Source organism: Paenibacillus sp. FSL R7-0128, from assembly GCF_038002245.1.
GTDB lineage: Bacteria > Bacillota > Bacilli > Paenibacillales > Paenibacillaceae > Paenibacillus_AQ > Paenibacillus_AQ silagei.
This window is the reverse complement of sequence record NZ_JBBOCD010000001.1, coordinates 4,306,657-4,329,959: the sequence shown is the minus strand read 5'-3', so window position 1 is coordinate 4,329,959 and position 23,303 is coordinate 4,306,657. Positions and strand designations below refer to the sequence as shown.

The 23,303-nt window shown below is 52.5% G+C and carries 23 protein-coding genes; 19 read left to right on the top strand and 4 right to left on the bottom strand.

The features are described from left to right. Positions 1 to 84: 84 nt before the first annotated feature. On the top strand, positions 85 to 1,179 hold the full coding sequence (locus NST26_RS17925) for an NADH:flavin oxidoreductase (RefSeq protein WP_340952254.1): 1,095 nt from the start codon (positions 85 to 87) through the stop codon (positions 1,177 to 1,179). Positions 1,180 to 1,404: 225 nt separating this feature from the next. Continuing rightward, a complete protein-coding gene (locus tag NST26_RS17920) occupies positions 1,405 to 2,385 on the top strand; it encodes a BclA C-terminal domain-containing protein (protein WP_340952257.1) in 981 nt (326 codons plus the stop codon). 526 nt (positions 2,386 to 2,911) lie between these two features. On the opposite strand, the gene NST26_RS17915 is transcribed toward NST26_RS17920, so the two are convergent. Both NST26_RS17915 and NST26_RS17910 read right to left on the bottom strand, forming a co-directional pair. Further along, positions 2,912 to 3,388: a hypothetical protein gene (locus NST26_RS17915; RefSeq protein WP_340952260.1), complete on the bottom strand. Its 477-nt coding sequence runs from the start codon at positions 3,386 to 3,388 to the stop codon at positions 2,912 to 2,914. Next, positions 3,381 to 4,166 carry a MerR family transcriptional regulator gene (locus NST26_RS17910; protein ID WP_340958038.1) on the bottom strand — a complete coding sequence of 262 codons (786 nt, stop codon included), beginning with the start codon at positions 4,164 to 4,166 and terminating at the stop codon, positions 3,381 to 3,383. The genes NST26_RS17915 and NST26_RS17910 overlap by 8 nt, the downstream gene beginning before the upstream one ends. Before the next feature lie 168 nt (positions 4,167 to 4,334). Between NST26_RS17910 and miaB the strand changes: the two genes are divergently transcribed. The 12 genes from miaB (at position 4,335) to NST26_RS17850 (ending at position 18,127) form a co-directional block, all read left to right on the top strand. After that, entirely contained in the window at positions 4,335 to 5,885 is a 1,551-nt protein-coding gene (miaB, locus tag NST26_RS17905) for a tRNA (N6-isopentenyl adenosine(37)-C2)-methylthiotransferase MiaB (RefSeq protein ID WP_339310055.1), read from the top strand. Positions 5,886 to 5,909: 24 nt separating this feature from the next. Then, a complete protein-coding gene (locus NST26_RS17900; RefSeq protein ID WP_076086829.1) occupies positions 5,910 to 6,362 on the top strand; it encodes a RicAFT regulatory complex protein RicA family protein in 453 nt (150 codons plus the stop codon). A gap of 139 nt (positions 6,363 to 6,501) precedes the next feature. Continuing rightward, entirely contained in the window at positions 6,502 to 7,272 is a 771-nt protein-coding gene (locus tag NST26_RS17895; protein WP_036699096.1) for an NUDIX domain-containing protein, read from the top strand. A gap of 48 nt (positions 7,273 to 7,320) precedes the next feature. Then, positions 7,321 to 7,872, top strand: a complete 552-nt coding sequence (locus tag NST26_RS17890) for a cysteine hydrolase family protein (protein ID WP_209878497.1) — start codon at positions 7,321 to 7,323, stop codon at positions 7,870 to 7,872. Positions 7,873 to 7,928: 56 nt separating this feature from the next. Further along, positions 7,929 to 9,380, top strand: a complete 1,452-nt coding sequence (locus NST26_RS17885) for a nicotinate phosphoribosyltransferase (protein WP_036724857.1) — start codon at positions 7,929 to 7,931, stop codon at positions 9,378 to 9,380. 381 nt (positions 9,381 to 9,761) lie between these two features. Then, the gene (locus NST26_RS17880; protein WP_235191857.1) at positions 9,762 to 10,994 is read left to right on the top strand and encodes a glycosyl hydrolase family 8; all 1,233 of its coding nucleotides are present in this window, start codon (positions 9,762 to 9,764) and stop codon (positions 10,992 to 10,994) included. 242 nt (positions 10,995 to 11,236) lie between these two features. Continuing rightward, a complete protein-coding gene (locus NST26_RS17875) occupies positions 11,237 to 11,446 on the top strand; it encodes a hypothetical protein (protein WP_340979553.1) in 210 nt (69 codons plus the stop codon). A 235-nt stretch (positions 11,447 to 11,681) separates the two neighbouring features. After that, entirely contained in the window at positions 11,682 to 12,188 is a 507-nt protein-coding gene (locus tag NST26_RS17870; RefSeq protein WP_339310051.1) for a hypothetical protein, read from the top strand. Between the two features lie 540 nt (positions 12,189 to 12,728). Continuing rightward, positions 12,729 to 13,739: a 2-oxoacid:acceptor oxidoreductase family protein gene (locus NST26_RS17865; protein WP_209878490.1), complete on the top strand. Its 1,011-nt coding sequence runs from the start codon at positions 12,729 to 12,731 to the stop codon at positions 13,737 to 13,739. Between the two features lie 26 nt (positions 13,740 to 13,765). Beyond that, the gene (locus NST26_RS17860) at positions 13,766 to 16,072 is read left to right on the top strand and encodes a thiamine pyrophosphate-dependent enzyme (protein ID WP_209878488.1); all 2,307 of its coding nucleotides are present in this window, start codon (positions 13,766 to 13,768) and stop codon (positions 16,070 to 16,072) included. 244 nt (positions 16,073 to 16,316) lie between these two features. After that, the gene (locus NST26_RS17855) at positions 16,317 to 17,528 is read left to right on the top strand and encodes an MFS transporter (protein ID WP_340979552.1); all 1,212 of its coding nucleotides are present in this window, start codon (positions 16,317 to 16,319) and stop codon (positions 17,526 to 17,528) included. Beyond that, positions 17,528 to 18,127, top strand: a complete 600-nt coding sequence (locus NST26_RS17850) for a DUF1349 domain-containing protein (RefSeq protein WP_339310049.1) — start codon at positions 17,528 to 17,530, stop codon at positions 18,125 to 18,127. Before NST26_RS17855 ends, NST26_RS17850 begins: the two co-directional genes overlap by 1 nt. Positions 18,128 to 18,231: 104 nt before the next feature. Here NST26_RS17850 and NST26_RS17845 read toward each other — a convergent pair whose 3' ends face one another. Then, on the bottom strand, positions 18,232 to 18,447 hold the full coding sequence (locus NST26_RS17845) for a hypothetical protein (RefSeq protein ID WP_081751113.1): 216 nt from the start codon (positions 18,445 to 18,447) through the stop codon (positions 18,232 to 18,234). A 109-nt stretch (positions 18,448 to 18,556) separates the two neighbouring features. Next, positions 18,557 to 19,072, bottom strand: a complete 516-nt coding sequence (locus NST26_RS17840; RefSeq protein ID WP_143803890.1) for a molybdopterin-binding protein — start codon at positions 19,070 to 19,072, stop codon at positions 18,557 to 18,559. Between the two features lie 185 nt (positions 19,073 to 19,257). On the opposite strand from NST26_RS17840, the gene NST26_RS17835 reads away from it, so the two are divergent. From NST26_RS17835 to NST26_RS17815, 5 genes are all read left to right on the top strand, one after another. Continuing rightward, positions 19,258 to 20,259, top strand: coding sequence for a CobW family GTP-binding protein (locus NST26_RS17835; protein WP_036724573.1), 1,002 nt, complete (start codon positions 19,258 to 19,260; stop codon positions 20,257 to 20,259). 95 nt (positions 20,260 to 20,354) lie between these two features. Further along, positions 20,355 to 20,702 (top strand): four-helix bundle copper-binding protein, encoded by a 348-nt coding sequence (locus NST26_RS17830; RefSeq protein WP_036699084.1) that lies wholly within the window; start codon positions 20,355 to 20,357, stop codon positions 20,700 to 20,702. A gap of 205 nt (positions 20,703 to 20,907) precedes the next feature. Continuing rightward, on the top strand, positions 20,908 to 21,852 hold the full coding sequence (locus NST26_RS17825; RefSeq protein WP_340952270.1) for an ABC transporter ATP-binding protein: 945 nt from the start codon (positions 20,908 to 20,910) through the stop codon (positions 21,850 to 21,852). Further along, complete coding sequence (locus NST26_RS17820; RefSeq protein ID WP_340952271.1) at positions 21,849 to 22,559, top strand: hypothetical protein; 711 nt, start codon at positions 21,849 to 21,851, stop codon at positions 22,557 to 22,559. The genes NST26_RS17825 and NST26_RS17820 overlap by 4 nt, the downstream gene beginning before the upstream one ends. 249 nt (positions 22,560 to 22,808) lie before the next feature. After that, a complete protein-coding gene (locus NST26_RS17815; protein WP_036724577.1) occupies positions 22,809 to 23,273 on the top strand; it encodes a hypothetical protein in 465 nt (154 codons plus the stop codon). The last annotated feature ends 30 nt before the right edge of the window (positions 23,274 to 23,303 follow it).

The following is a 23,303-nucleotide window of genomic DNA, read 5'->3' as shown; positions in this document are numbered from 1 at the left end:
TTGCCGCCGGGAACCGTCATACTATGCTTACTTAAAGTAATCATCAAGTAAGTAATCATCGTATGAAATGGAGGCTAGTGAATTATGAATGCTGCTGCATTGTTTGAACCTTTTGAATACGGAGGCTTGTCCCTCAGTAACCGTGTGGTGATGGCGCCGATGACCCGGGTGCATTCTCCTGAGGGCGTACCTGGCCCTGAAGTGGCGGCGTATTACCGCCGCCGCGCGGAAGGCGGGGTGGGTCTGATCATTACCGAAGGCACGGCCATTGATCATCCGGCGGCAGTCAGCCATCAGGATATCCCGAACTTCCATGGCGAAGCCTCCCTTGCGGGATGGGCGCAGGTCGTGCATGAGGTGCATGCTGCCGGAGGCAAGATTATGCCTCAGCTCTGGCATGTCGGCATGGCCCGCAAGATCGGTGAGGGGCCTAATGCTTCGGCGCTGCCGATCGGTCCGTCCGGGCTGAATCTGGCCGGAGAGCAAGTCACAGAGCCGATGACTAAGAGCGAGATTCAGGCCATCGTCAGTGCTTTTGCCAAGGCAGCGAAGGCGGCCAAAGCCATTGGCTTCGACGGCATTGAGCTGCACGGTGCCCACGGCTATCTGATCGACCAGTTCTTCTGGGAGAAGACCAACCGCCGGACCGATGAATACGGCGGCGATCTGGAAGCGCGCACCACCTTCGCGGTGGAAGTGATCGATGCCTGCCGCCGTGCGGTAGGACCGGATTTCCCGATCGTACTCCGCTTCTCGCAGTGGAAGAGCGGGGCCTATGACGCTAAGCTGGCGGAGACGCCGGAGGATCTGGCCCGTTTCCTGACCCCGCTCAGCAATGCCGGGGTAGATATCTTCCATTGCTCCACCCGGCGGTTCTGGGAGCCTGAATTTGCAGGCTCTGAGCTGAATCTGGCGGGCTGGACGAAGAAAATTACGGGCAAACCAGCGATTACAGTGGGCTCTGTCGGCCTGGACAGCGCATTCACCAGTGCGGTTATGGAGAAGAATGAGGATAACAACCTTGAGCGGCTGCTGCTCCGGCTGGATAAGGGAGAGTTCGATCTGGTGGCGGTAGGCAGAGCCTTGATCAGCGATCCGGCTTGGCCTGCCAAGGTACAGGCAGGCAAGATTAACGAGATTATTCCGTTCACCTCGGAGTCTACCAAGACATTGTATTAATCAATAGAGCTTGATCTGTAACACCCTGTGCCAAGCCATTAGGTTAGACTTCAAGTCTATCAGCTCATGGCTGCCTGCATGGGGTGTTTTTTTGCGGGTGAATCTTTGAAGATGTACTGATTGTTACTGTTTCTTATAATAATGTCAATATGCCAACACTCTTCTGTTTTCTCTCGAATACTGCTATTAATATAGCTGGATTTAGCTTGAGAGGGGAGCTGGAAAATGGCCATTTTATCTACAGGACCGATTGAGAATAATATTGCAAGCAATACGGGGACCCGCCCGACTCAAAGGGTAACACTCAAAATAGACGGCCGTAATATAACCGGATTCTTCGATATTCTTATTTTGGGTTATACCCTGAACGGCATACGCACCTTATATGTGCAGGAGGAGATCAGTGTGGCCCCCTCCCAAGTGGTTACCAAAATTTACTATGCGGACCTGGATGCTTTTGAATTCGTGTTCAACACGACAGGAACAGCAGTCTCCGAGGCGCAGGTATCCCTATGGGGCCAAAATGCCAGCGGGCAGCTGGTGACAGCACACCGTCTGGTCTCGCAGGAGTTGCTGGGAGAAGAGGCAACAGGAGTCACCGGAGCCACAGGAGTAACGGGAGCCACAGGAGTAACGGGAGCCACAGGTGTGACGGGTGCAACGGGTGTGACGGGAGTAACGGGTGCGACGGGTGCGATGGGTGTGACGGGTGTGACGGGGGTAACGGGGGTAACGGGTGCCACTGGAGTAACGGGTGCAACAGGTGTGACTGGTGTAACGGGAGTCACAGGCGTACTGGCGTCATCTTATGCTTATATTTTCAATACGGCGGCTCAGACCGTGGCTACCGAAGCGGATGTTACTTTTGACAGCAATGAGAGTCTTGTCGGCTTCTCGCATACCCCTAATACAGCTCAGATTAATGTTGAGAACGCAGGAGATTATGCGGTAATCTTCATTATCACCGCAGTGGAACCGAATCAGTTCACTTTGTATCTGAACGGTGCACCTGTAGGTGGCAGCGTCTATGGTTCAGGAGCGGGAACACAGCCTAACCCCGGGATGGTTATTATCTCTGTAGTCCCCGGCGATGTAATCACTTTAAGGAACCATTCCAGTGCCGCTGCAATCAATTTACAGACCTTAGCCGGAGGAACGCAGATCAACTCCAACGCATCGATTTTGATCTATAGGCTTGGGGGTTAAAACGTCCGGAGGCAAGCTGGTTGTAATAAATAAGTCCGGGACCTTACATAGGCCGGGCTTTTTTGTCGTATAGGAACTTATATTATCCGTCTGTTGTGGATAAGAGGCATAGCGTGGGAAGAAGTACTCTTTGAATGATCCGGAGGCCGCATGAGTATATGAGGAGCTCAAAATGTATGCGGAAAACAGCATACATTTGCTGGCGCGCAGGCTGGTGGCCCGAATGTATGCGGAAAACAGCATACATTTGCTGGCGTGTAGGCTGATGGTCCGAATGTATGTGAAAAACAGCATACATTTGCTAGCGCGCAGCACATTTCTCGCTGAAACGGTACCGTCCTTTAAAAGGACGGCAAAGCGTTTCCACTTGCGCTGGAGATACTCCTGAGTTGCGTGCCTCATACTGAAGCTCTAAGCAATGAAGTTATTTTAAATCTGATGCTATACAAGAAGCAATAGTCGGACTACTGACTTGCCCTCTCTTCCTGCCGCCGCGCGGTAGGACCGGATTTCCCGATCGTACTCCTTATCCCGGCCCCAGGAGGAACTTCTTCTCGCATACAGACATTGCGCTATCCCCTCGGGATTTGTGGGTCGCCACTACCTCCCCGTCATACAGGATTGTGCAGCTTATCCAAGTGGCATCGGCATCCTTTTCAGCTTGTACCCTAGTAGAGGTTAACGGTATGAACGTGTCTTTGGGGACAGCGAATTCCTCTCTGTAAGGGAGTTGGATAGAATCGAAATACACACTCTGCGGATGGTCACGGGCATTGACTTCCACCTCCAGATTAAGTGCTGCATCACTATCACTTTCAATTAGCACCTCTACGAGTATAGCGTCCGCTTCCGGTTCAACCGTTGCTATTGACTCCTCAGCTTTCTTTTCAGGTATTGGATCTGTAGCTGTTCCACAGGCTGACAATAGGATCACTACTCCTGCCAGTACAGCCAGCATCCAAAGATTCTTAAGAATGCCCAGTGATTGTAGCCCTCTATTCATGCCGGTTCTCCTCTCTATGCCCAAGATAATATCCGATCATCTCATCTATAAAAGACATCATTGCGCTATCCATGCCCATCACGACAGGAGTCGCACCATCAGCGGGCCGGATCATTTCCCAATATCTATCCAGCAGCGTCTCATTACCTTCAAAAAGGTCCAGCGCCATGTTATATAAACGGCCAGCCAGCATTTGAGCTTCTGAAGAATAGGGGGACGAGGCCATCAACGATACGGCTTGCTCTAAAAGGCGTACAAGCTCCTCCGCTTTGTTGCTGCCGCCGCCCAGGATAGGGAGACGCTTAAGCAGCTCAACCTCCTCAACAGTTAGTGACGGCTCCTCCCTGAATTCGGCTGGAATGATTCCATCGCTTAGAGGACGGTCATTCATAGCCGCAAGGACCTGCATTAAATCTTGCAGATGCTCTGTACCTTTGAGCCGGACGGTATGAAGAGTAGACCTGAGATAATACTGCTTGCGGCTTAACTCTTCTTTTTTTTGTTCGATCAGCTCGATCTGCTCATGCAATGATGCTATCCAATGGTCATGTTCATCCGCAGGGCTCTGATTCTGTAACAGCTCTTTTATTTGCTCTAAGGTGTAGCCGATCGATTTCAATAACAGAATTTTTTGAAGCCGGATTACAGCTTGGTTATCGTAGAAGCGGTAACCGTTCTCAGAGACCCTTGTGGGCTGCAGCAGTGCAATATGCTCATAGTGGTATAAGGTTCTTTTGCTGATATTCGCTGTCTTCGCTAAATCGCCAATACGGATCATAGTCACGACTCCCTCCTTATCATCACTATAAACGATAACGTATACGTTACAGTAAAGCCCCTAGCTCCTGAAATGTTCAGAATGGATTATCTTGGGAGCGGTATGATATAATTTTACATTAGAAAGCACGGAAAATATGGGGACATCAGCAGAGGATGTGACTTTAGCATGGCGAAGGGGAGCAAGGATTACGGGCAGTATTTCGATTTCACGGATGCCAAGATCGTCAGCGAGACTGAAGGCAAGACCACTTACCGGATCAAAGGCAGGAACGTGCAGATCAATAGCCAGCCCGATTACAAGGAAGGCAAGCGGCGGGGCAAGGAAGAGATTGAAGTGCTGTATCATTTCGACATTCCGCCGGAGATGGCGGATTTCGGTGCAGGCAAGAGCTATCATATTACCACCTACGGCTGCCAGATGAATGAGCATGACACGGAGACGATGAAGGGGATGCTGGAGCAGCTCGGCTACCGGGCGGCTGAAGACCGCAGCGAAGCTGATATTATACTACTTAATACATGTGCGATCCGCGAGAATGCGGAGGATAAGGTATTCGGAGAGCTGGGCCATCTCAAAACACTGAAGCTGGAGAAGCCCGGCCTGCTCCTGGGGATCTGCGGCTGTATGTCCCAGGAGGAGGGCGTGGTCAACCGGATCATGAGCCGATACGGCTTCGTGGATCTGATTTTTGGCACACATAATATCCACCGCCTGCCGGAGCTGATTAAGGAAGCGGTGTTCAGCCGCGAGCTGGTCATTGAGGTCTGGTCCAAGGAAGGCGATATCATAGAGAATCTGCCGAAGAAACGGGAGGGTCTGCGCGCCTGGGTGAATATTATGTACGGCTGCGACAAGTTCTGTACGTATTGTATTGTGCCGTTCACCCGGGGGAAGGAGCGGAGCAGACGTCCCGAGGATGTCATTGCCGAGGTGCGGGAGCTGGCCCGCCAGGGCTTCAAGGAAGTAACGCTGCTGGGGCAGAACGTGAACGCCTACGGCAAGGATTTTACGGACATTGATTATACCTTCGGCGACCTGATGGACGACATGCGGGGGATTAATATTCCGCGTATCCGGTTCATGACCTCGCATCCGCGTGATTTTGACGATAAACTGATTCACGTGCTGGGCAAAGGCGGCAATCTGGTGGAGCATATCCATCTGCCGGTGCAGTCGGGAAGTACAGCCGTGCTGAAGCGGATGAGCCGCAAATATACCCGTGAAGCCTATCTGGAGCTGGTCCGTAAGATTAAGGCAGGCGTGCCGGATGCGGTGCTGACTACGGATATTATCGTCGGCTTCCCCGGTGAGACGGAGGAGCAGTTCGAGGAGACACTGTCCCTGGTGCGCGAAGTAGGGTATGATATGGCGTATACCTTCATTTATTCTCCGCGCGAAGGGACTCCGGCAGCCGGGATGGACGATAATGTTCCGCCAGAGGTTAAGAGCGCGCGTCTCCAGCGTCTGAATGATCTGATCAAGGAGCAGAGCCGTCTGGGGAATGAGCGGATGCTGGGCCGGCGGGTGGAGGTATTGGTGGAAGGTGCGAGCAAGAATAATGCCCGGATGCTGGCCGGACGTACCCGTGACAGTAAGCTGGTGCATTTCGAAGGCCCGTCCTCCCTGATCGGCACGCTGGTGCAGGTGAGCATCACCGGCGCGAAGACTTGGTACATCCAGGGGGACTATCAGGCGGAAGCCGCAGCGGTCCTCTAATTATAGAGAAATGAGGCGAGAAGAATGAGCCAGGAAGAAGCACGACTGAATGAATATGGCATGCAGACCCACAATACCCGCGATTTAATTGTCCGGGAGGATATTATGGGCAAGGCGAAGGACTTGGCTGCACTCATCTCCACCAGTGAGGAGGTCCGTCATTTCCAGCAGGCCGAGCAGAAGATTCTGAATCACGAGCGTGTGCAGGGACTTATTGCTACAATTAAGAAGAAGCAGAAGGAGATCGTGGCGTTCGAGAGCTTCAAGAACCAGGCGATGGTCGCGAAGATTGAACGTGAGATTGAAGAGCTGCAGGATGAAATCGACAGCATCCCGGTTGTGAACGAGTTCCAGCAGAGCCAGAGCGATATCAATTATCTGCTGCAGATGGTGATTTCAGTGATTAGGGATACCGTCTCGGATAAAATCAATGTGGAAGCAGGCACCGAGGCGCCGCCCTCCACTTGCGGAGATTAATGCAGAATCACCCGGGGGCGGATGTGAATCCGTCCCTTTTACATATCTGCGGCCTGCTCCGGTTGATTTTGGGCGGACAGGTTTGGTACATTAAAAGATACGAACAACAAACAATAGCTGCGGCAAAGGATGATCTATAGTGACTGAGAACGCGGAACAAACCTATAACGCCAAGAAGTACCGCACTCCGGATGGCGTTCCGGCGGATATTGTCATGTTTACACTGACCAAGCGCGAGCGGAAGACCGTCACGAAGACGCTGCCGCTGCGCGAGCTGAAGGTGATGCTGGTCCGGCGCAAAAAATGGCCGTGTGCGGGCATGTGGGCCCTGCCGGGCGGCTTTTGCCAGGAGGATGAATCGATCTATGATGCTGCTACGCGCGAGCTGAAGGAAGAAACGGGTGTGGACGGCGGACATCTGGAGTATCTCGGCGTCTACAGCCAGCCGGGCCGTGATCCGCGCGGCTGGATTATCAGCCATGCTTTCTTTGCTCTGGTGGAGGAGTGGATGCTGGAGCAGCGGCAGGCCTCGGATGATGCAGGCGAGGTTGGCCTGTTCACACTGCAGGAAGCGCTGGAGGAGCTGGAGCTGGCTTTTGACCACCATGATATTATTACCGATGCCTACCTGCGGATTCAGCAGCAGATGCTGCAGACGACGATTGCCCGGCAGTTCCTGCCGCGTCATTTCACGCTGAGCGAGCTGTACCAGGTGATCCAGACGGTGGTGCCGGAATTCAAAGAACCGAATTTTATCCGCAAAATTACGTCAACACGCAGCCGTCAGGGTATATTAAAAGAAGTGAGCGATGAAGCGGGAAATCCGCTCAGCTCCAATCAATACTCCCAGCGCCCGGCACAGCTCTATATGTTCACGGACCATGAGCCGTTATTATCCATTTATACGTAAGCTGCCGGGAAGTGCAGGCCCATTAACCTTTTAGGAGGCTATCCTACCATGAGAGCACTGATTGTAATTGATTTCACGAATGATTTCGTTGACGGGAACCTGCCTGTCGGCCAGCCCGGCATCGATATTGCGCCCAGAGTCAGTGAATTGACCGAGCAATTCGTGCGCAGCGGGGACTATGTGGTGATGGCTGTAGATCTGCATGAAGCAGATGACCCGTACCACCCGGAGACCAAGCTGTTTCCGCCGCATAATCTGCGGGGAAGCGAGGGCCGTGAGCTGTACGGCAGCCTGAAGGCTGTCTACGAGGCGAACCGCGAAGCCATCTACTGGATGGACAAAACGCGTTACAGCGCCTTCTGCGGCACGGATCTTGCGCTGAAGCTGCGTGAACGGGGCATTACCGAGGTACATCTGATCGGGGTATGTACGGATATCTGTGTGCTGCATACGGCAGTGGATGCCTACAACCACGGCTTCGGGATTACGGTGCATGAGGATGCCGTCGCCAGCTTCAATCCTGACGGTCATGTATGGGCGCTTGGACACTTCCGCGGCAGTCTTGGGGCGAACGTTGTCACGGGCGCTATAGAGAAGTAGCACATCAGCAGAGACAGAACCCAAATACAACAGTGGAATGACTAGGAGATGAGGACTTGAGGAGAGAACTTGCTCTACATACAGACAAATACCAGATTAATATGATGTATGCCCATTGGATGAATGGTACACACAAGCGCCGGGCGGTGTTCGAAGCCTATTTCCGCAAGCTGCCGTTCGGCAACGGCTTCGCTGTATTTGCCGGGCTGGAGCGGATCGCCCAGTATATCGCCGAGCTGCGGTTCACGGAAGAGGATATCCGCTACCTGTCGGAGCAGGAGGAGAACTATGCGCCGGCCTTCCTGGAGGAGCTGCTGCAGTTCCATTTCCAAGGCAGTCTCCACTCCATGAAGGAAGGGGCCCTGGTGTTCCAGGATGAACCGCTGATCCGGGTCGAAGGCACGATTATGGAGGCGCAGCTTGTCGAGACTGCGATCCTGAACTTCATGAACTATCAGACGCTGATTGCTACCAAGGCGTCACGGATCAAGCAGGTGGCCCCGAATGATACGCTGCTGGAGTTCGGAACGCGCCGCGCGCAGGAAGCGGATGCCGCAGTCTGGGGCGCTCGCGCCGCTTATGTCGGCGGCTTCCATGCGACTTCTAACATGCTGGCCGGCAAAAAGTTCGGTATCCCTACGAAGGGCACCCATGCCCATTCTTGGGTGCAGAGCTTCCCGAGCGAGCAGGAGGCGTTCGACGCTTACGCGCGGGTAATGCCGGACGGCGTGACGCTGTTGGTGGATACATTCGATACCCTGCGCAGCGGTGTGCCGAATGCGATCAACACGGCGAAGAAGCTGGAAGCGCAGGGCAAACGGATGAATGGCATCCGGCTGGACAGCGGTGACCTTGCTTATCTGTCCCGCAAGGCACGCGAGATGCTGGATGAAGCCGGGCTGCAGTATGTGAAGATTGTGGCCTCCAATGATCTGGATGAGAACACCATCATGAACCTGAAGTCGCAGGGGGCGGCGATCGACACCTGGGGGGTCGGAACCCAACTGATTACCGCTTCGGATCAGCCTTCACTGGGCGGTGTCTATAAGCTGGTAGAGATCGAAGCGCCAAGCGGCGAGATGATCCCCACGATCAAGATCTCTTCGAATCCCGAGAAGGTATCCACTCCCGGCAAAAAGGAAGTCTACCGCATTATCGGCCAGAACGGCAAGGCGCTGGCAGATTATATCAGCTCCGCCGATGAGCCAGCACCCCGCAGTGGAGTACGGCTGAAGCTGTTCAACCCGCTGCATCCTTATATGAAGAAGCATGTGGAACGCTACGACGCGGTGCGGATGCTGGAGCCGATTGTAGTGAATGGGTTCCAGGTCTATACCCTGCCGGAGCTGGCGGAGATCCGCCGTTACCATGAGGAGCAGCTCGACCTCTTCTGGCCGGAGTACTTGCGCAAGCTGAACCCGGAAGTGTTCCGCGTGAATCTCAGCGAACAGCTATGGAACCGCAAGCAGCAGCTGATTGCAGAGCATATGATTACCGATGTGGAGTAACCGGACTGTAGTGCAGGAATAGAGATGTTGACTTAGCCCCTTCAACCGGATGAATTGTCTTTCGGCTGAAGGGGCTGTTGCTGCATCAATGGAGGAAGGCCGCTGGGCAGGCTTCTATTTGCTATCATAACGGGCACTTCTTACGTAGGACCATATGCTTATTGACATAGATTCTCTGGAATAATATATTAAATATGTTCCGATTTACAATTTTGGTAGAAGAAGATTATTTTTTTGGGACAAAAGTTTAAGCGCTTTAACTTTTGTCCGGCAGGCAGCATCCGAAATATCCAGTAAGGAGGTGAACTTTTCCTACAGCTGTCCGTTTGTGAATACAATGGGTTCTCTTAAGTATCCACCCCAACCACAAGGAGTGAATGGATGATGAACAAGCAAGGGAAACGCAAGCTGCACTGGAAAAGTCTGATGCTTCTATGTCTGGCCATATTTATCCTGCCTGCCGGGTCTGCCTTCGCCGCTGTGAACAAACCGTTCCCGCAGCACACCACCTATACAAGCGGAACCATTAAACCGAATAATGTCACTCAGACCGTCATGGATAACGCCGTCAAGACCAAATGGGATGCCTGGAAAGGCGCATATCTTAAGCCTGCCGGAACAGGCAAATATTATGTGAAATATAATTCAGCCGGGGAGACGGTCTCTGAAGCACATGGCTATGGCATGCTGTTCACCGTGCTGATGGCCGGCTACGACAGTAACGCACAGACCTACTACAACGGACTCTACAATTATTACACAGCACATCCAAGCGCCATCAACCCCTATCTGATGTCCTGGAAGCAGAACAGCAGCTTCCAGAATATCGAAGGGGAAGACTCCGCAACCGACGGAGATATGGATATTGCCTTCTCGCTGCTGCTGGCCCACAAGCAATGGGGAAGCAGCGGAACCGTCAACTATCTGCAGGCTGCGACGAATATGATTAACGCCATCATGGATAATGAGATTAATCAGACCCAGTGGACGATCCGTCTCGGGGACTGGGCGAACAGCGGCTCATACAATACGGCTACCCGCCCTTCAGACTTCATGCTCAATCACCTGAAGGCCTTCCAGGCTGCTACAGGGGATGCCCGCTGGCAGAATGTAACGAACAAGACCTACACCTTAATCAACAGCCTCTACACCGGCTATAGCTCAACCACCGGCCTGCTGCCGGACTTCGTGGTCTACTCCAGCAATACCTATAAGCCGGCTGCGGCTAATTTCCTGGAGGATGCCAACGACGGCAACTATAACTATAATTCCTGCCGCACCCCGTGGCGGATCACCACCGATTATCTGCTGACAGGCGATAACCGGGCCTTATCCCAGCTGAATCAGCTGAACAGCTGGATCAAGACCAAAGCAAGCAATACGCCGGGTAACATCAAGGATGGCTATAAGCTGAACGGAACCACCTTCGGCAGCTATAACAGCGGCGCATTCTATGCCCCCTTCGGCGTAAGCGCAATGACCTCCTCCGCCAACCAGAGCTGGCTGAACTCCCTGTGGAGCCATACGGCGAACAGCGCGGCAGAGGATTACTATGAAGACAGCATCAAGCTGTTCTCCATGATTGTCATGTCAGGCAACTGGTGGGCGTACTAAGCGTTACCTAGCAGCTTCCCGGTGTAAACCTGGTGAAGCTGCTTTTTTAATTGATTAGGAAATTATGATTTACGTCCGATATGGATAAGTTGTGCATAAAGTTGGGGGAAGTGTCTTGGAGCATCGGCAGGATGACTATATTCTGGATCAGTAATAGGAATGACTTCGCTGATTTCACCGAATAGCCGGATATGGTCGAAAAACCGACCACATTCGGTGCGGCAGAGGTGTGTGGGCCGGATATGGTCGAAAAACCGATCACATTCGGAGCGGCGGAGGTGTGTGGGCCGGATATGGTCGAAAAACCGACTACATTCGGTGCGGCAGAGGTGTGTGGCCCGGATATGGTCGAAAAAGCGACTACAATGGGGATGCCGCAGGCATTTTGTTCTGGCATTATGGAGAAGATTATCACTCTAGCAGTACTGGTTATAAATGGCTTGTTTCCTTGAGACGTTTATATTATGTCTACATCTGTCAGACTTTGTCCCTACATTGAATATGCAAGAATAGAGGAACATGACATAATGTGATATTTAATTCAACAATATAACAAATAATAACAAAATAATCTTCAGAAAATATATATCATTTGACATCTTATGGACTATATCAAAAATATAGGGACAGATGTATTATTTAAGTTGTAATCGGCCGATTAACAATGGTTGGAAAGGCGGAAGAATTGTGAAGATTAAAAAGTTTCTGTCTGTTCTTCTTATCTCTGCTGTCGTATTGATACCATCGGCTTCCGCATTTGCCGAAGAAAATGTACAATCCATGGAAATTTCTCCAGCATCGGTTGGAATTGGGGATACTGAGTCTACTGCAATAAGTTTAATATTGAATGGAGAAGGTGGGGTCTTAGGGGGAGTTACCTATGATCTTTTTATTCAAAATGGAACAGAACAAGATTGGTTTAAATGGACCAACACTACGCCTAACTATGTACGAGCTAATGCCTTAGTTGGAGGGTTCCCAGGCAATGGGCCCACTAGGGCGGCAGTTATCATAAAAAAGGAGGGCTGGGGTGACACTGGTCCTATTTACCTCGATCAAGCAAATACAGCGGAAAGACAAAATTTTGCTAATATGGTCATTGCCCCAGGAGCTACTGTATACGTAAGAGTTGATTCGCCCAATAACCCGAATATGTCGGCATACCATTTTGTATTTTTTGCACTTCCACTTTAATATGTAGAATGATAAAGGGCATCTCCTTTACAGGGGATGTTCTTTTTCATTTGCTAACTTACGTATTCTTCTACAGTATCAACAACACTAGATTATAAAGTTCATTCCCCCTTCACAAGGTAAAAAATACTACTTGTCTTATCAATTTCTTAAACATGCCAATGATACTGTACTAAGAGTAAATGTTGTTCCAAAAGGGATAAAGATCATTGACGATGCTTCGCATTACACGAAATTCTGTGATATTTTTAACATCTTAATTTTTAATTTTATTGCTAAATTAAGGATGACATCTCATCCACAGTTTGCTTGGGAAAGTGCGGAATTACACAGAATTTTCACATTTTGTCGTTTTCATGGAAGCTTTCTTTCTATTGAAATAACACCGCACTGTCGCATATAAAGAAACCTGCCCGAATCTATAAAGAACTGTGATTTCCTGAGCGTGGAAAATGCAAGATATGTCACTTCGCGGCTTGCAAAATCAAGTTACAATCGTTGAAAAAGTCAAAAGGATGTACTAAGAAAGGGGTTATGTCGGTGGTACAATTGCCAATAGTAAATGAACTGGGATTCTTTGAGATTCGTCTGGAATCCATTGGAGGCCTGGGCGCGAACCTGGCAGGTAAAATGCTGGCGGAAGCAGGAGTGGTCGGCGCAGGGCTGAACGGCGTCAGCTTCTCATCGTACGGTTCGGAGAAGAAGGGGTCTGCGGTTAAGGCTCACATCCGCTTCTGTGATATGGATACCCATATCCGCGATACTTCACCAGTCGAGCGTCCGCATGTTGTCGGCGTATTTCACGAAGCACTTGCCAAGACCGTGAATGTAACCAGCGGAATTCATGAACACAGCACCGTTCTTGTGAACTCGGCCAAGACGCCGGAAGAACTCAGAGAGCTGCTGAAGATGAAGGCCGGCACAATTGCGGTAATCGATGCTACCAGCATCGCACTCAAGGAGAAGAACCGTGTTAACATGGCCATGCTCGGGGCGCTGTTCCGGCTCTGCCCGTTCCTGGATACGGATATCATGAAGGGTGTCATTGAGAAGTCGCTCGGCAAAAAATATCCGCAGGCCGTCCAGTCGGCCATCACGACCTTCGAGCGCGGTTACAATGAAGTGAAATTCATGCAGTTCGAGCTGGCTGCCGGCGACAGCATGCCGGAATATGTCCGTTCCGATATCTCGGCTCTCGGTTATGAGACTCAGCCGATGGGCGGAACGATCACGAATCCGGGCGGCAGCTTCCTGAAGAATCTCAGCATCTCCCGTTCCGGTATGCTTCCGGCATTTGAGATCGAGTCCTGTATCAACTGCGCACAGTGTGACACGGTATGTCCTGACCAATGCTTCGTGTGGGAAGAGCGCCTGGACCGCAAGGGCCGTTCGCAGATGTTCCTGCTCGGTATTGACTACCAGTACTGTAAAGGCTGCCTGAAATGCATCGGTGCCTGCCCGACCTCGGCATTATCCAGCATGAGGGAGAAGGAAGGCTATGCGGACAGCCATGCCGTGAAGCATCAGTTCGATCTGGTAACTCCAGTCTAAAACCCGGAAGAAAGGTGGAATACATTGTGGCTATTGATTATGAAAAAGAACTAGGCTCCGCCAAGGTGGAGCAGAAATTCCTATACGAGTCCGGCAATGAAATGGCGGCCTATGCCGCACATCAGATTAACTATCATGTCATGGGTTATTTCCCGATCTCCCCATCGACTGAGGTGGCTCAGTTCCTCGATACGATGAAAGCCAGCGGCCAACACGATATTATGCTGGTACCGTCCGACGGCGAGCACAGCTCCGCCGGGATCTGCTACGGTGCTTCGACGGCAGGCGGCCGTGTGTTCAACGCAACCAGCGCTCAAGGGTACATGTTCATGCTGGAGCAATTACCTGTACAAGCAGGTACGCGGATGCCGATGGTCATGAATCTGGTCTGCCGTTCGATCTCAGGACCGCTGAATATTCACGGAGACCATTCCGATCTGTATTTCGCCCTGAACACCGGCTGGCCGATCCTGATGTGCCGTGATCCGCAGTCGGTCTATGATATGAACCTGATGGCGCTGAAGCTGGCGGAACACGCCAAAGTCCGGCTGCCGGTGATGGTAGCCTCTGACGGTTACTTCACCTCGCACCAGAAGCGCCGGGTACAGGCTTTTGCCCACCGTGAGGATGTTCACAAGTTCGTTGGCGAACAACCGCCTGCCGGCTTCACCGATACGCTGGACCGTAACAATCCGGTCACTGTGGGACCTTACATGAATGAACCGGATTACATCAACAACCGCTATCAGCAATCCGTTGCGATGTACAATGCGGGTGAAGTCTTTGAAGAAATCGCCCAGGAATTCGCAGAGCTGACCGGACGCCATTATGAGATGATCGAGCAGTACCGGATGGAGGATGCCGATGTTGCTGTCTTCCTGATGAACTCGGCTTCGGAGATCATTAAGGATGTAGTGGATCAGCTCCGTGAGCAGGGAATCAAGGCAGGGGCAATCTCCCCGAACATGATCCGTCCGTTCCCGCAGAAGCAGATTGCTGAAGCGCTGAAGCATGTCAAAGCCATTACTGTAGGTGACCGTGCCGATTCGGTCGGCGGACACGGCGGTAACATGGTGAACGAGATTAAGGCGGCACTGTTCACTTACGGCAACACAACGACTAAGGTGATTAGCCGGATCTACGGTCTGGGCGGTAAAGACTTCTATGCCGAAGACGGACACCACTTCTTCCAGCTGGCTATGGATGCCGTTGTTGCGGACCGTGTAGAGATTCCTTTTGATTACTATGGCCACAATCCGGGGGCGCCGGAGAATGCGCCGAAGCGCCTCTTGAAGCCGATGGACTTCGATAAGCTGAAGACCGGCCTGATCACGGTAACTCAGAACGAAGAGACCGGCAAGCTGAGTGTCAGAGTTCCGCCGGTCCGTTCGCTGATGAAGAAGCCAAGACGTCTGTCTCCAGGACATGGGGCATGTCCGGGCTGCGGGATTTTCTCCGGGCTGGAGCTGTTCTTCAAAGGGATCGAAGGGGATATCGTAGCGCTCTACCACACCGGCTGCGCGATGGTAACGACTACCGGCTATCCGTATTCCTCCCATAAATCGACGTTCATCCACAATCTGTTCCAGAATGGTGCTGCTACACTGTCCGGCGTGGTTGAGATGTTCTGGGAACGCAAACGCCGCGGTGAGCTTGACGGGCTGGGGCTGAAGGAAGACTTCACGTTCGTTATGGTTACCGGCGACGGCGGGATGGACATCGGGATGGGACCTGCGATCGGTGCAGCGCTGCGCGGCCACAAGATGATCATCGTGGAATATGATAACGAAGGATATATGAATACAGGGGCGCAGCAGTCCTATTCGACACCGCTTGGACACCGGACTTCCACCTCAAGCATCGGCAAAACCCAGCAGGGCAAGGTGACCCAGCACAAGGATACAGCGCAGATTATGGCAGCTACCAACATTCCTTATGTCTTCACCGGCTGTGAAGCTTATCCGCAGGATATGCTGAAGAAGGCGGCGAAGGCCCAGTGGTATGCGCAGAATGAAGGTCTGGTCTACGGCAAGATTCTTATTGCCTGTCCGCTGAACTGGATGAGCGACGACAAGGACGGCACAGATATCGTTTCCCTGGCTGTCGAATCCTGCTTCTTCCCGCTCTATGAAGTAGAGCAGGGAATTACGAGTATCACCTACAACCCGGAAGACAAGGACAAACGGATAGAAGTATCTGCCTGGCTGAAGACGATGGGCAAGACCCGCCATCTGCTGAAGCCGGAGAATGAACCGGCCCTGCGCAGCTTCGAGGGTGAAGTTCAGCGCCGCTGGAGCCGCCTCAAGGCGAAGCATGAGCATCCAGACTTGTAAGGTGTAAGGTCTATTGGAGTCTTAGCATTTGTAAGCAAGCAATAGCTAAAGTTTGTACCCGCCCGGCAGAGTCACTCTGCCGGGCTATTTTGCAGCTGTAACCAGAACGGAAGAATATTATAAAATAATCATGCAAAGTGATATAGTAACGAGGGGAAACGCAAATGAAAAAGGTTGCATTCAAGAAGCTTGCAACTCTATCGATGGTGTAGTTCACCTGCAAGGGAAGGGATAGGAGGGAAACATGGCAACGGTGTTCTTAATCATTATTTATCTGGCGTTCATCAGCCTGGGACTGCCAGATTCGATGCTTGGCGCAGCCTGGCCGATTATCCGGCTGGATTTCGGGGCGCCGGTCGAGCTGGCCGGACTGCTGTCGATGATAGTAGTCGCCGGGACGATTATCTCAAGCTTGGCCAGCAGTGTGGTGCTGAAGCGGCTCGGGACGGGGATGGTTACTTTTATCAGCGTGGCGGTAACCGCTCTGGCCCTGCTCGGCTTCTCTTATTCCTCTTCCGTCGTGTGGGTGGCTCTGCTGGCCTTGCCTCTGGGTCTGGGGGCCGGTTCGATCGATACAGGGTTGAATAATTATGTGGCGACTCATTACAAAGCGCATCATATGAGCTGGCTGCACTGTTTCTGGGGGATAGGGGCTATGCTGGGGCCGATTCTGATGTCGCGTTATATTGCGAATGGCGAGTCATGGAGAATGGGATTTTTCGCGGTCAGCATGATTCAGTTCGCGTTAGTCGTGGTACTGTTCTTCAGTCTGCCGCTGTGGAAGCGGGCGGGCCAGGGCAGCAGACCGCAGCCTCAGGAGATGCCGGAGCAGGCAGAATCTCTACCCGCTGCTGCATCCCTAGCGGGCAGCAAGGTGCTTCGCATCCCGGGCGTGAAGCTGGCGATGCTCACCTTCCTGTTCTATTGCGGAGTGGAAGCTACGGTGGGGCTATGGGGCAGCAGTTATCTGGTGAACGTCAAGGAGGTATCCCCGGCAACGGCGGCCGGATGGGTCTCGCTCTATTATGGGGGAATCACGGCCGGGCGGCTGATTACCGGCTTCATTACCTTCCGGTTCAGCAACCGTACGCTGATTCGCGGAGGGTTGGCAATCTCACTCGCGGGTGCGCTGCTGCTGGCCTTGCCGCTTCCGGCGATATGTTCACTCGTTGCTTTTATTCTGATTGGCCTCGGCTCGGCACCGATTTTCCCCTGCATGCTGCATGAGACGCCCGCCCGGTTCGGAGCGGAGCATTCGCAGAAGATTATGGGGTGTCAGATGGCCTTGGCCTACACCGGCGGTGCGTTCTTGCCTCCGCTCTTGGGCTGGGCGGCGGCGCGGAGCACCTTCATGATTCTCCCGCCGGCAATGATTGGGTATATAATAGTGATGATAGTAAGCTCTGAAGTGATCAACCGAATGATGAGCAGACGACAAGGAGAGGTGAGCCTGTAATGAGATTCATAGAATGGCAGGATGGAGCATGGAGCAATGAACCGGTGTCAAGCAGCACCGCGGACGGTCAACTGGTGGCCCATGCAGCGGAAGGCAGCGATTACTGGGAAAAGACGATGTACGGCTTCCAGCATGACAACGGTCATGCGCTGCTTGCCCCTTGGGATAAGGCAGAGGCGATAGAGATCAGCTTTGCGCTGGACGGGTTCACGGAGCTGTACGACCAGGCAGGTATTATGCTATGGCACAGCGGTGAGCAATGGATTAAAGCTGGTATTGAGCTGAATGACGGTGTTCCCCATATAGGTGCAGTCGTGACGGATGGTTACTCTGACTGGTCATTGTCCCCTGTGCCCGAGTGGAAGGGCGAAGTGATTACGCTGCGGGCTTCACGGATGAAGGATGCGGTAATCCTCAGAGCGCGAACAGAGAATCATCCCTGGCGGACTATCCGCGTTGCCCGGTTCCCTTATGAGACTGGCAGCCAGGCGGGACCCTTCCTGTGTGCTCCAACGCGGGCCGGGTTTCAGGTCACCTTCACACGCTGGGCGGCTACAGCACCCGATGCAGACGTTCATATAGACCCGCCAATCGTATAGACTTCCCGGAAAAGGCAAAACCGCCGCTGCGCGTATCTTTCACGCGCAGACGGCGGTTTTGCCTTTTACAATATACTATCTTATAGACCGGAAGGCAGACTAGACTATCTTTTTCTGCTGCGCACCATTGCGGTAGGCCCGCACATTTCATCCCGGACAGAATAAGTGTAGATATGGTGAGGGACCGGAACACAGTGGTGGCGTCTGACGACCTCGACATGGTGGACCACCTGGACCACCTGGGGATGATAGTAATCTTCATATACAACCTGTGTGGGATCTGTAACCGTTTCAGCAGGACATTTCGGACAATTTCTCATTACACTCAGCTCCTTCGCAGTGGACTTATGCCAGTATACGCGTTATGCAGGAGCCTGCTTGTTCATTCGTCTAGATTCCGGCAAAATAGGTGTCCGGCCATGCTGCGTCTCACGAACGCTTGTAGATCTCGCGCATGACATGGCGCAGCTCGGGCAGGATTAGCCGTTCCATAGCCAGTTTGATTGCACCGGTGGAGCCGGGCATGGAGAAGACAGCGGTACTGCCGATTGTCCCGGCAATGGCCCGGCTGAGCATGGCGGCAGAGCCGATATCTTCGGTGAAGCTCAGTAGCCGGAAAATCTCCCCGAAGCCCGGCAGCGACTTGTCCAGCAGAGACGCTACGGCCTCATAGGTGGTGTCACGGGGGGAAATGCCGGTCCCTCCGGTCAGAAGCACAGCTTCGATACCGGAATGAACGGAGCTTTTGTAGACCAGCTCCCGGATATCTTCATAATCATCCTTGACGATGGTGCGGCCGGTCACGGTATAACCGGCGGCTTCCAGCAGACTCTGGATCAGCGGACCTCCGGTGTCCGTATCGATGGTGCGGGTATCCGAGACCGTTATGATGTAGCAAGCGACTGAATCCGGGGCTTCGCTCCGGTGTTCTTCGACGGATGATATACGAACCAGCTCCTTTTTGTATCTGCTGTGCAGCTTATATTTCCCATGATAGGGGATGGAAGCGGCAATAACAAGCTCCCCGGGGGAAGCTGATGTATGCCTCACCAGGCAGGGCCGCCTTGCACAGAGGCGGTCATTGTAGTACACTCGCTACCATAACCGATTGAGGCAGGGAGAGAGCAAACTTGGAACAGTCATTACCAGTATATATCTTGTCGGGATTTCTCGGCAGCGGCAAGACCACATTACTACAGCGTCTTTTGGATCATTGGAATCATCAGGGCCTTCGGCCGGCCGTGATTATGAACGAGCTGGGTGAGGTGAATCTGGACGGCTTGCTCGTGGAGCAGTCTGTGCCGATGGCAGAGATGCTGGGCGGCTGTATCTGCTGCACCAGCAGGGGGGACTTAAGTACGGAGCTGACCACGCTGGTCAAAAAAGAATCGCCGGATGTAGTTATCATCGAGGCTACAGGCGCAGCCAACCCGCTGGAGATTGTGGATGCAGTAACGGAGACTTCGCTATATCAGCAGGTGGAGCTGAAGGGGCTGATTACCGTTGTCGATGCCGCCCATCTGCTGGAGCTGTACCGCTCCCAGCAAGGGGCTACCTACCGTCTGATGCAGGAGCAGATCCGCTGTGCATCCGTCCTGATCCTGAACAAGACAGACCGCATTCAAGCCGCAGAGATTGCAGAGATCTCGGAGGTGCTGCGTAAGTGGAATGCGTATGCGGAGATTCTGCCGGCGGTACGCTGTGAACTGGAGCCAGAAGCGCTGCTTGGCAGTGTGGGAGCCGTTCATATGGAAGACCGGCCTGAGGGCGGGGAGCATACGGAGGGCGGAGCTGAAGGGGTGATGCATGCTTCGCATGATCATGTGATGGCTTACACGCATTATTTCCAGAATCCCGTGAACAGCGAGGAATTCGAACGGTTTGTGAAGGAGCTGCCGCGCGATGTGTACCGGGCCAAGGGGATCGTAACTTTTACCGATACCTCCAGCCGGTTTCTGTTTCAGTACGCCTACAGAGAAGCGGATTTCATGAGAATTACGCCCCAGGGCGAGGTGCCGGATGTTGCGGTATTCATCGGTGAGCATTTCTCCTCCGGTGAGCTGCGCAGGGAGCTTCTGCGCCTGGAGAGACGTCTGCTGACCAGACCCGCAGCGGTCAAACGAAGCCTATAGTTAACCATCTGCAGTTCCTTATGAATGGTTCGTTCTTATTCTTGCAGGTTAATACATAGGCATACCCTATACTAATTGCAGGAGGTTGTAAGGCTATGACCCGAATTCAATATCAGGAATGCATTAATGCTTTGATTAAATGTATGGATGCCTGTAACTATAGCTATGTCTCAAGCCTCAAGGAATATGATCTGGCCGATCTGCGGGAGAGCATCCAGCTGGACCGTGAATGCGCAGACATCTGCTCCTTCGCTATTCAGGCGATGACCCGGAGAAGCCCGTTCGTGGCCGAAATCCTCAAATTATGTGCTGACATCTGTGACCGCTGCGCGGACACAAGCAGCCGTCATAAGCATAACCATTGCCAGGATTGCATCGATACCTGCCGCAATGCAGCCATGGCCTGCAGAAGGGTCAGTGAAGCTGTTGAAGTCTACGCCTGATATCACCCTTTAGGACTAACTTATATAGCATCGAATACTTAACAGGAACCAGGGCGGGTGCGGATTTTTTTCTGCACAGTTCTGGTTTTTTCAATGTGAATTTCATGGATCTGGGAAAATAAAAAGGAGAATAAAGCCATTCCGGCGAATGTTACATAAGAGAATAATCAGGCTGCCGTTCGATGCGGCCCATAGGCATGCACGAATGGAAGGAGGCCTGGAAGCCACGAATGCAACATCTCTAATTACAATTACCGAAGGAAGCAAGCGCTATGGAAGCCGCCCGGTACTTACCGGAATATCGATGACAGTTCTTCCCGGCACGGCCACGGCTCTGATCGGCCGTAACGGGTCCGGCAAGAGTACGCTGTTATCCATCCTCGCGGGGCTGCTGAAGCTGTCCTCCGGTGATCTTACCTGCGACCGTCGGGCGATAACTACAGGTTATGCACCCGAGGCATTTCCCGGCTTGAAGCTCACCGCCGAGGACTATCTGCGCTGTATGGGCCGGATTGCCGGACTCTCCGGAGCGGCTTCGGCGTCCCGGATCAACGAACTGTTGCAGCTGTTCAGTCTAGAAGCCTACCGCACTCACAAGCTGGCAGGCTTCTCCAAAGGAATGCTGCAGAAGGTCAACCTGATCCAGAGCCTGCTCATCCGGCCGCAGCTGCTGTTGCTTGACGAGCCCCTGTCGGGACTGGATCTGCCGGCACAAGAGACGCTTATCGAAATACTGCTGGAGCTGAAGGCGGAGGGGACGGCACTCGTATTGTCCGTTCATGAACCGCAGATCATCGAAGCTGTTGCGGATACAGTATATGTATTACATGAAGGGCAGACCCTCCGGACGATTCATGGAGCGGAGAAGCTGAAGAGTGCTCCAGTAGTGGATATCGTCTATACAGCACTGCCGGGACAAGCCCAGCGGGCTCTGGAAGCCTTGCCTGGAGTCATCCATGTGCTGCCGGAGCCGGACTTCGCCGGTACAGCGTGTACAGGGTTGACTGTAGAACAGAAAATGTCAGATACCTGCCTGCTGCAGATTCTTGCTGCGGGCGGTTCCATAGTTTCAGTGAAGCCTCTCGGGGGATTAAGTGACCTGGCCGAGTGGATGGATCCCAAGGATCAGAGCGGGAGTGGACGCGGGTGAAAGGGCTAATCGGTTATTTTTTGCACAGTTATACAGTCTCCCAGCGGTTCTTCGGACCGGTTGCCGGTGTTATTATTGCGGTATTAATTCTCTATTCCTATAAGCCTAATCCGGTCATGAGCAGCTACTCGGCTACGGCAGTCTTTCTATTCATAGCCTGTGCGTGGCTCGGCTTAAGCTTCCTTAACCATGAGCAGGCGGTACAGAAGCAGGTGGTTATCGTTCAGCTCCGCAGTGCCCGCCGCTACAGTATCGGCGGTCTACTTACAATGGTCTTGCTTACGCTGCTGCTGGATGTAATCATTGTTATGTATCCCGTCTTGACCGGAAGCTTCCATGAACCTGCCGGACTTCAGCGGATCTTGCTTGGTTTGGCCGGACATGCTCTAATGGGGTTATTAGGGATTACACTCTCCTTGTACCTGCAATCCTCGTGGGTACCACGGGCTGGATATGCGGCCGGAATGATGCTGATCCTCCTCATTCTATCGATTAGCGCCGGTAAAGTGGCTGATGTCGTGCCTGGGCCTGTGGTGTCCATTCTCCTGCCGCCGGTATACCCGGTTATGGACAAGATGATGAACGCAGAGACTCTGCCGGTATCCTCCGTGTTAAGAGCCTATGCCCACGCATTGGCATACATACTATTGCTTGCCGGATTCTATATTTACCGTTCCGGCCGAATGGACTATAACAAAACAAACTGAGCTGTGTCCTTTGAACTTGATGATTTACAATTTGAAAAAAGTGGCGGAGGGGAAATTTGGAACTGTAGGAGCGGTAGCGTCCGCCTTTATGTTTGGATTTCTACTGCGGCTAACAGCTTGAATCGGGAAATCCAAACATAACAGCGGCCGGAAGTCCAAATGTTCACCGCAGCAACGGCCCTTCCAAAATAGAACGAAAAGTTCAATCTACACACAAATCAAATAACCAGATCAAGAACGGGAGGAACGATGAAGGATACACAAATACCGGAGAGTGAACAATCCAAAGAGCTATTTGCTTATTTCGGTCTGGCTGTCTACTATTGCCAGGCGCTGGAGCAGCAATTAACGAATCTGCTGCTGCTGACGAAGCTGTCGCAGGGCAAGACGCCAACTGACGCCGAAATCGCAGAATTGTATCAACGCAAGCTTAGCAATTCACTCGGCCAACTCATCAAAGAAATCCAGCATCACTTCCCCTTCTCTGAGGAAGAGACGAGTCAATTGCAGGCTGTATGGAAGGAACGCAATCATATTGTCCATGATTACTTCAAGGAACGAATTCAAGAGACCTTCACCCCAGCCGGCCGGGCCCATATGATCCGTGAACTGAAACGCTTTAAGAACAAGGCAAGCCGGCTGGAGATTAAGCTGCAGGGCTATTGTACAGAGATGTACAGCAAGCTGGGCCTTGAAGAAGAGCATATCCAATAAGGCATCCAATGAAATATAGCTAACCTTACG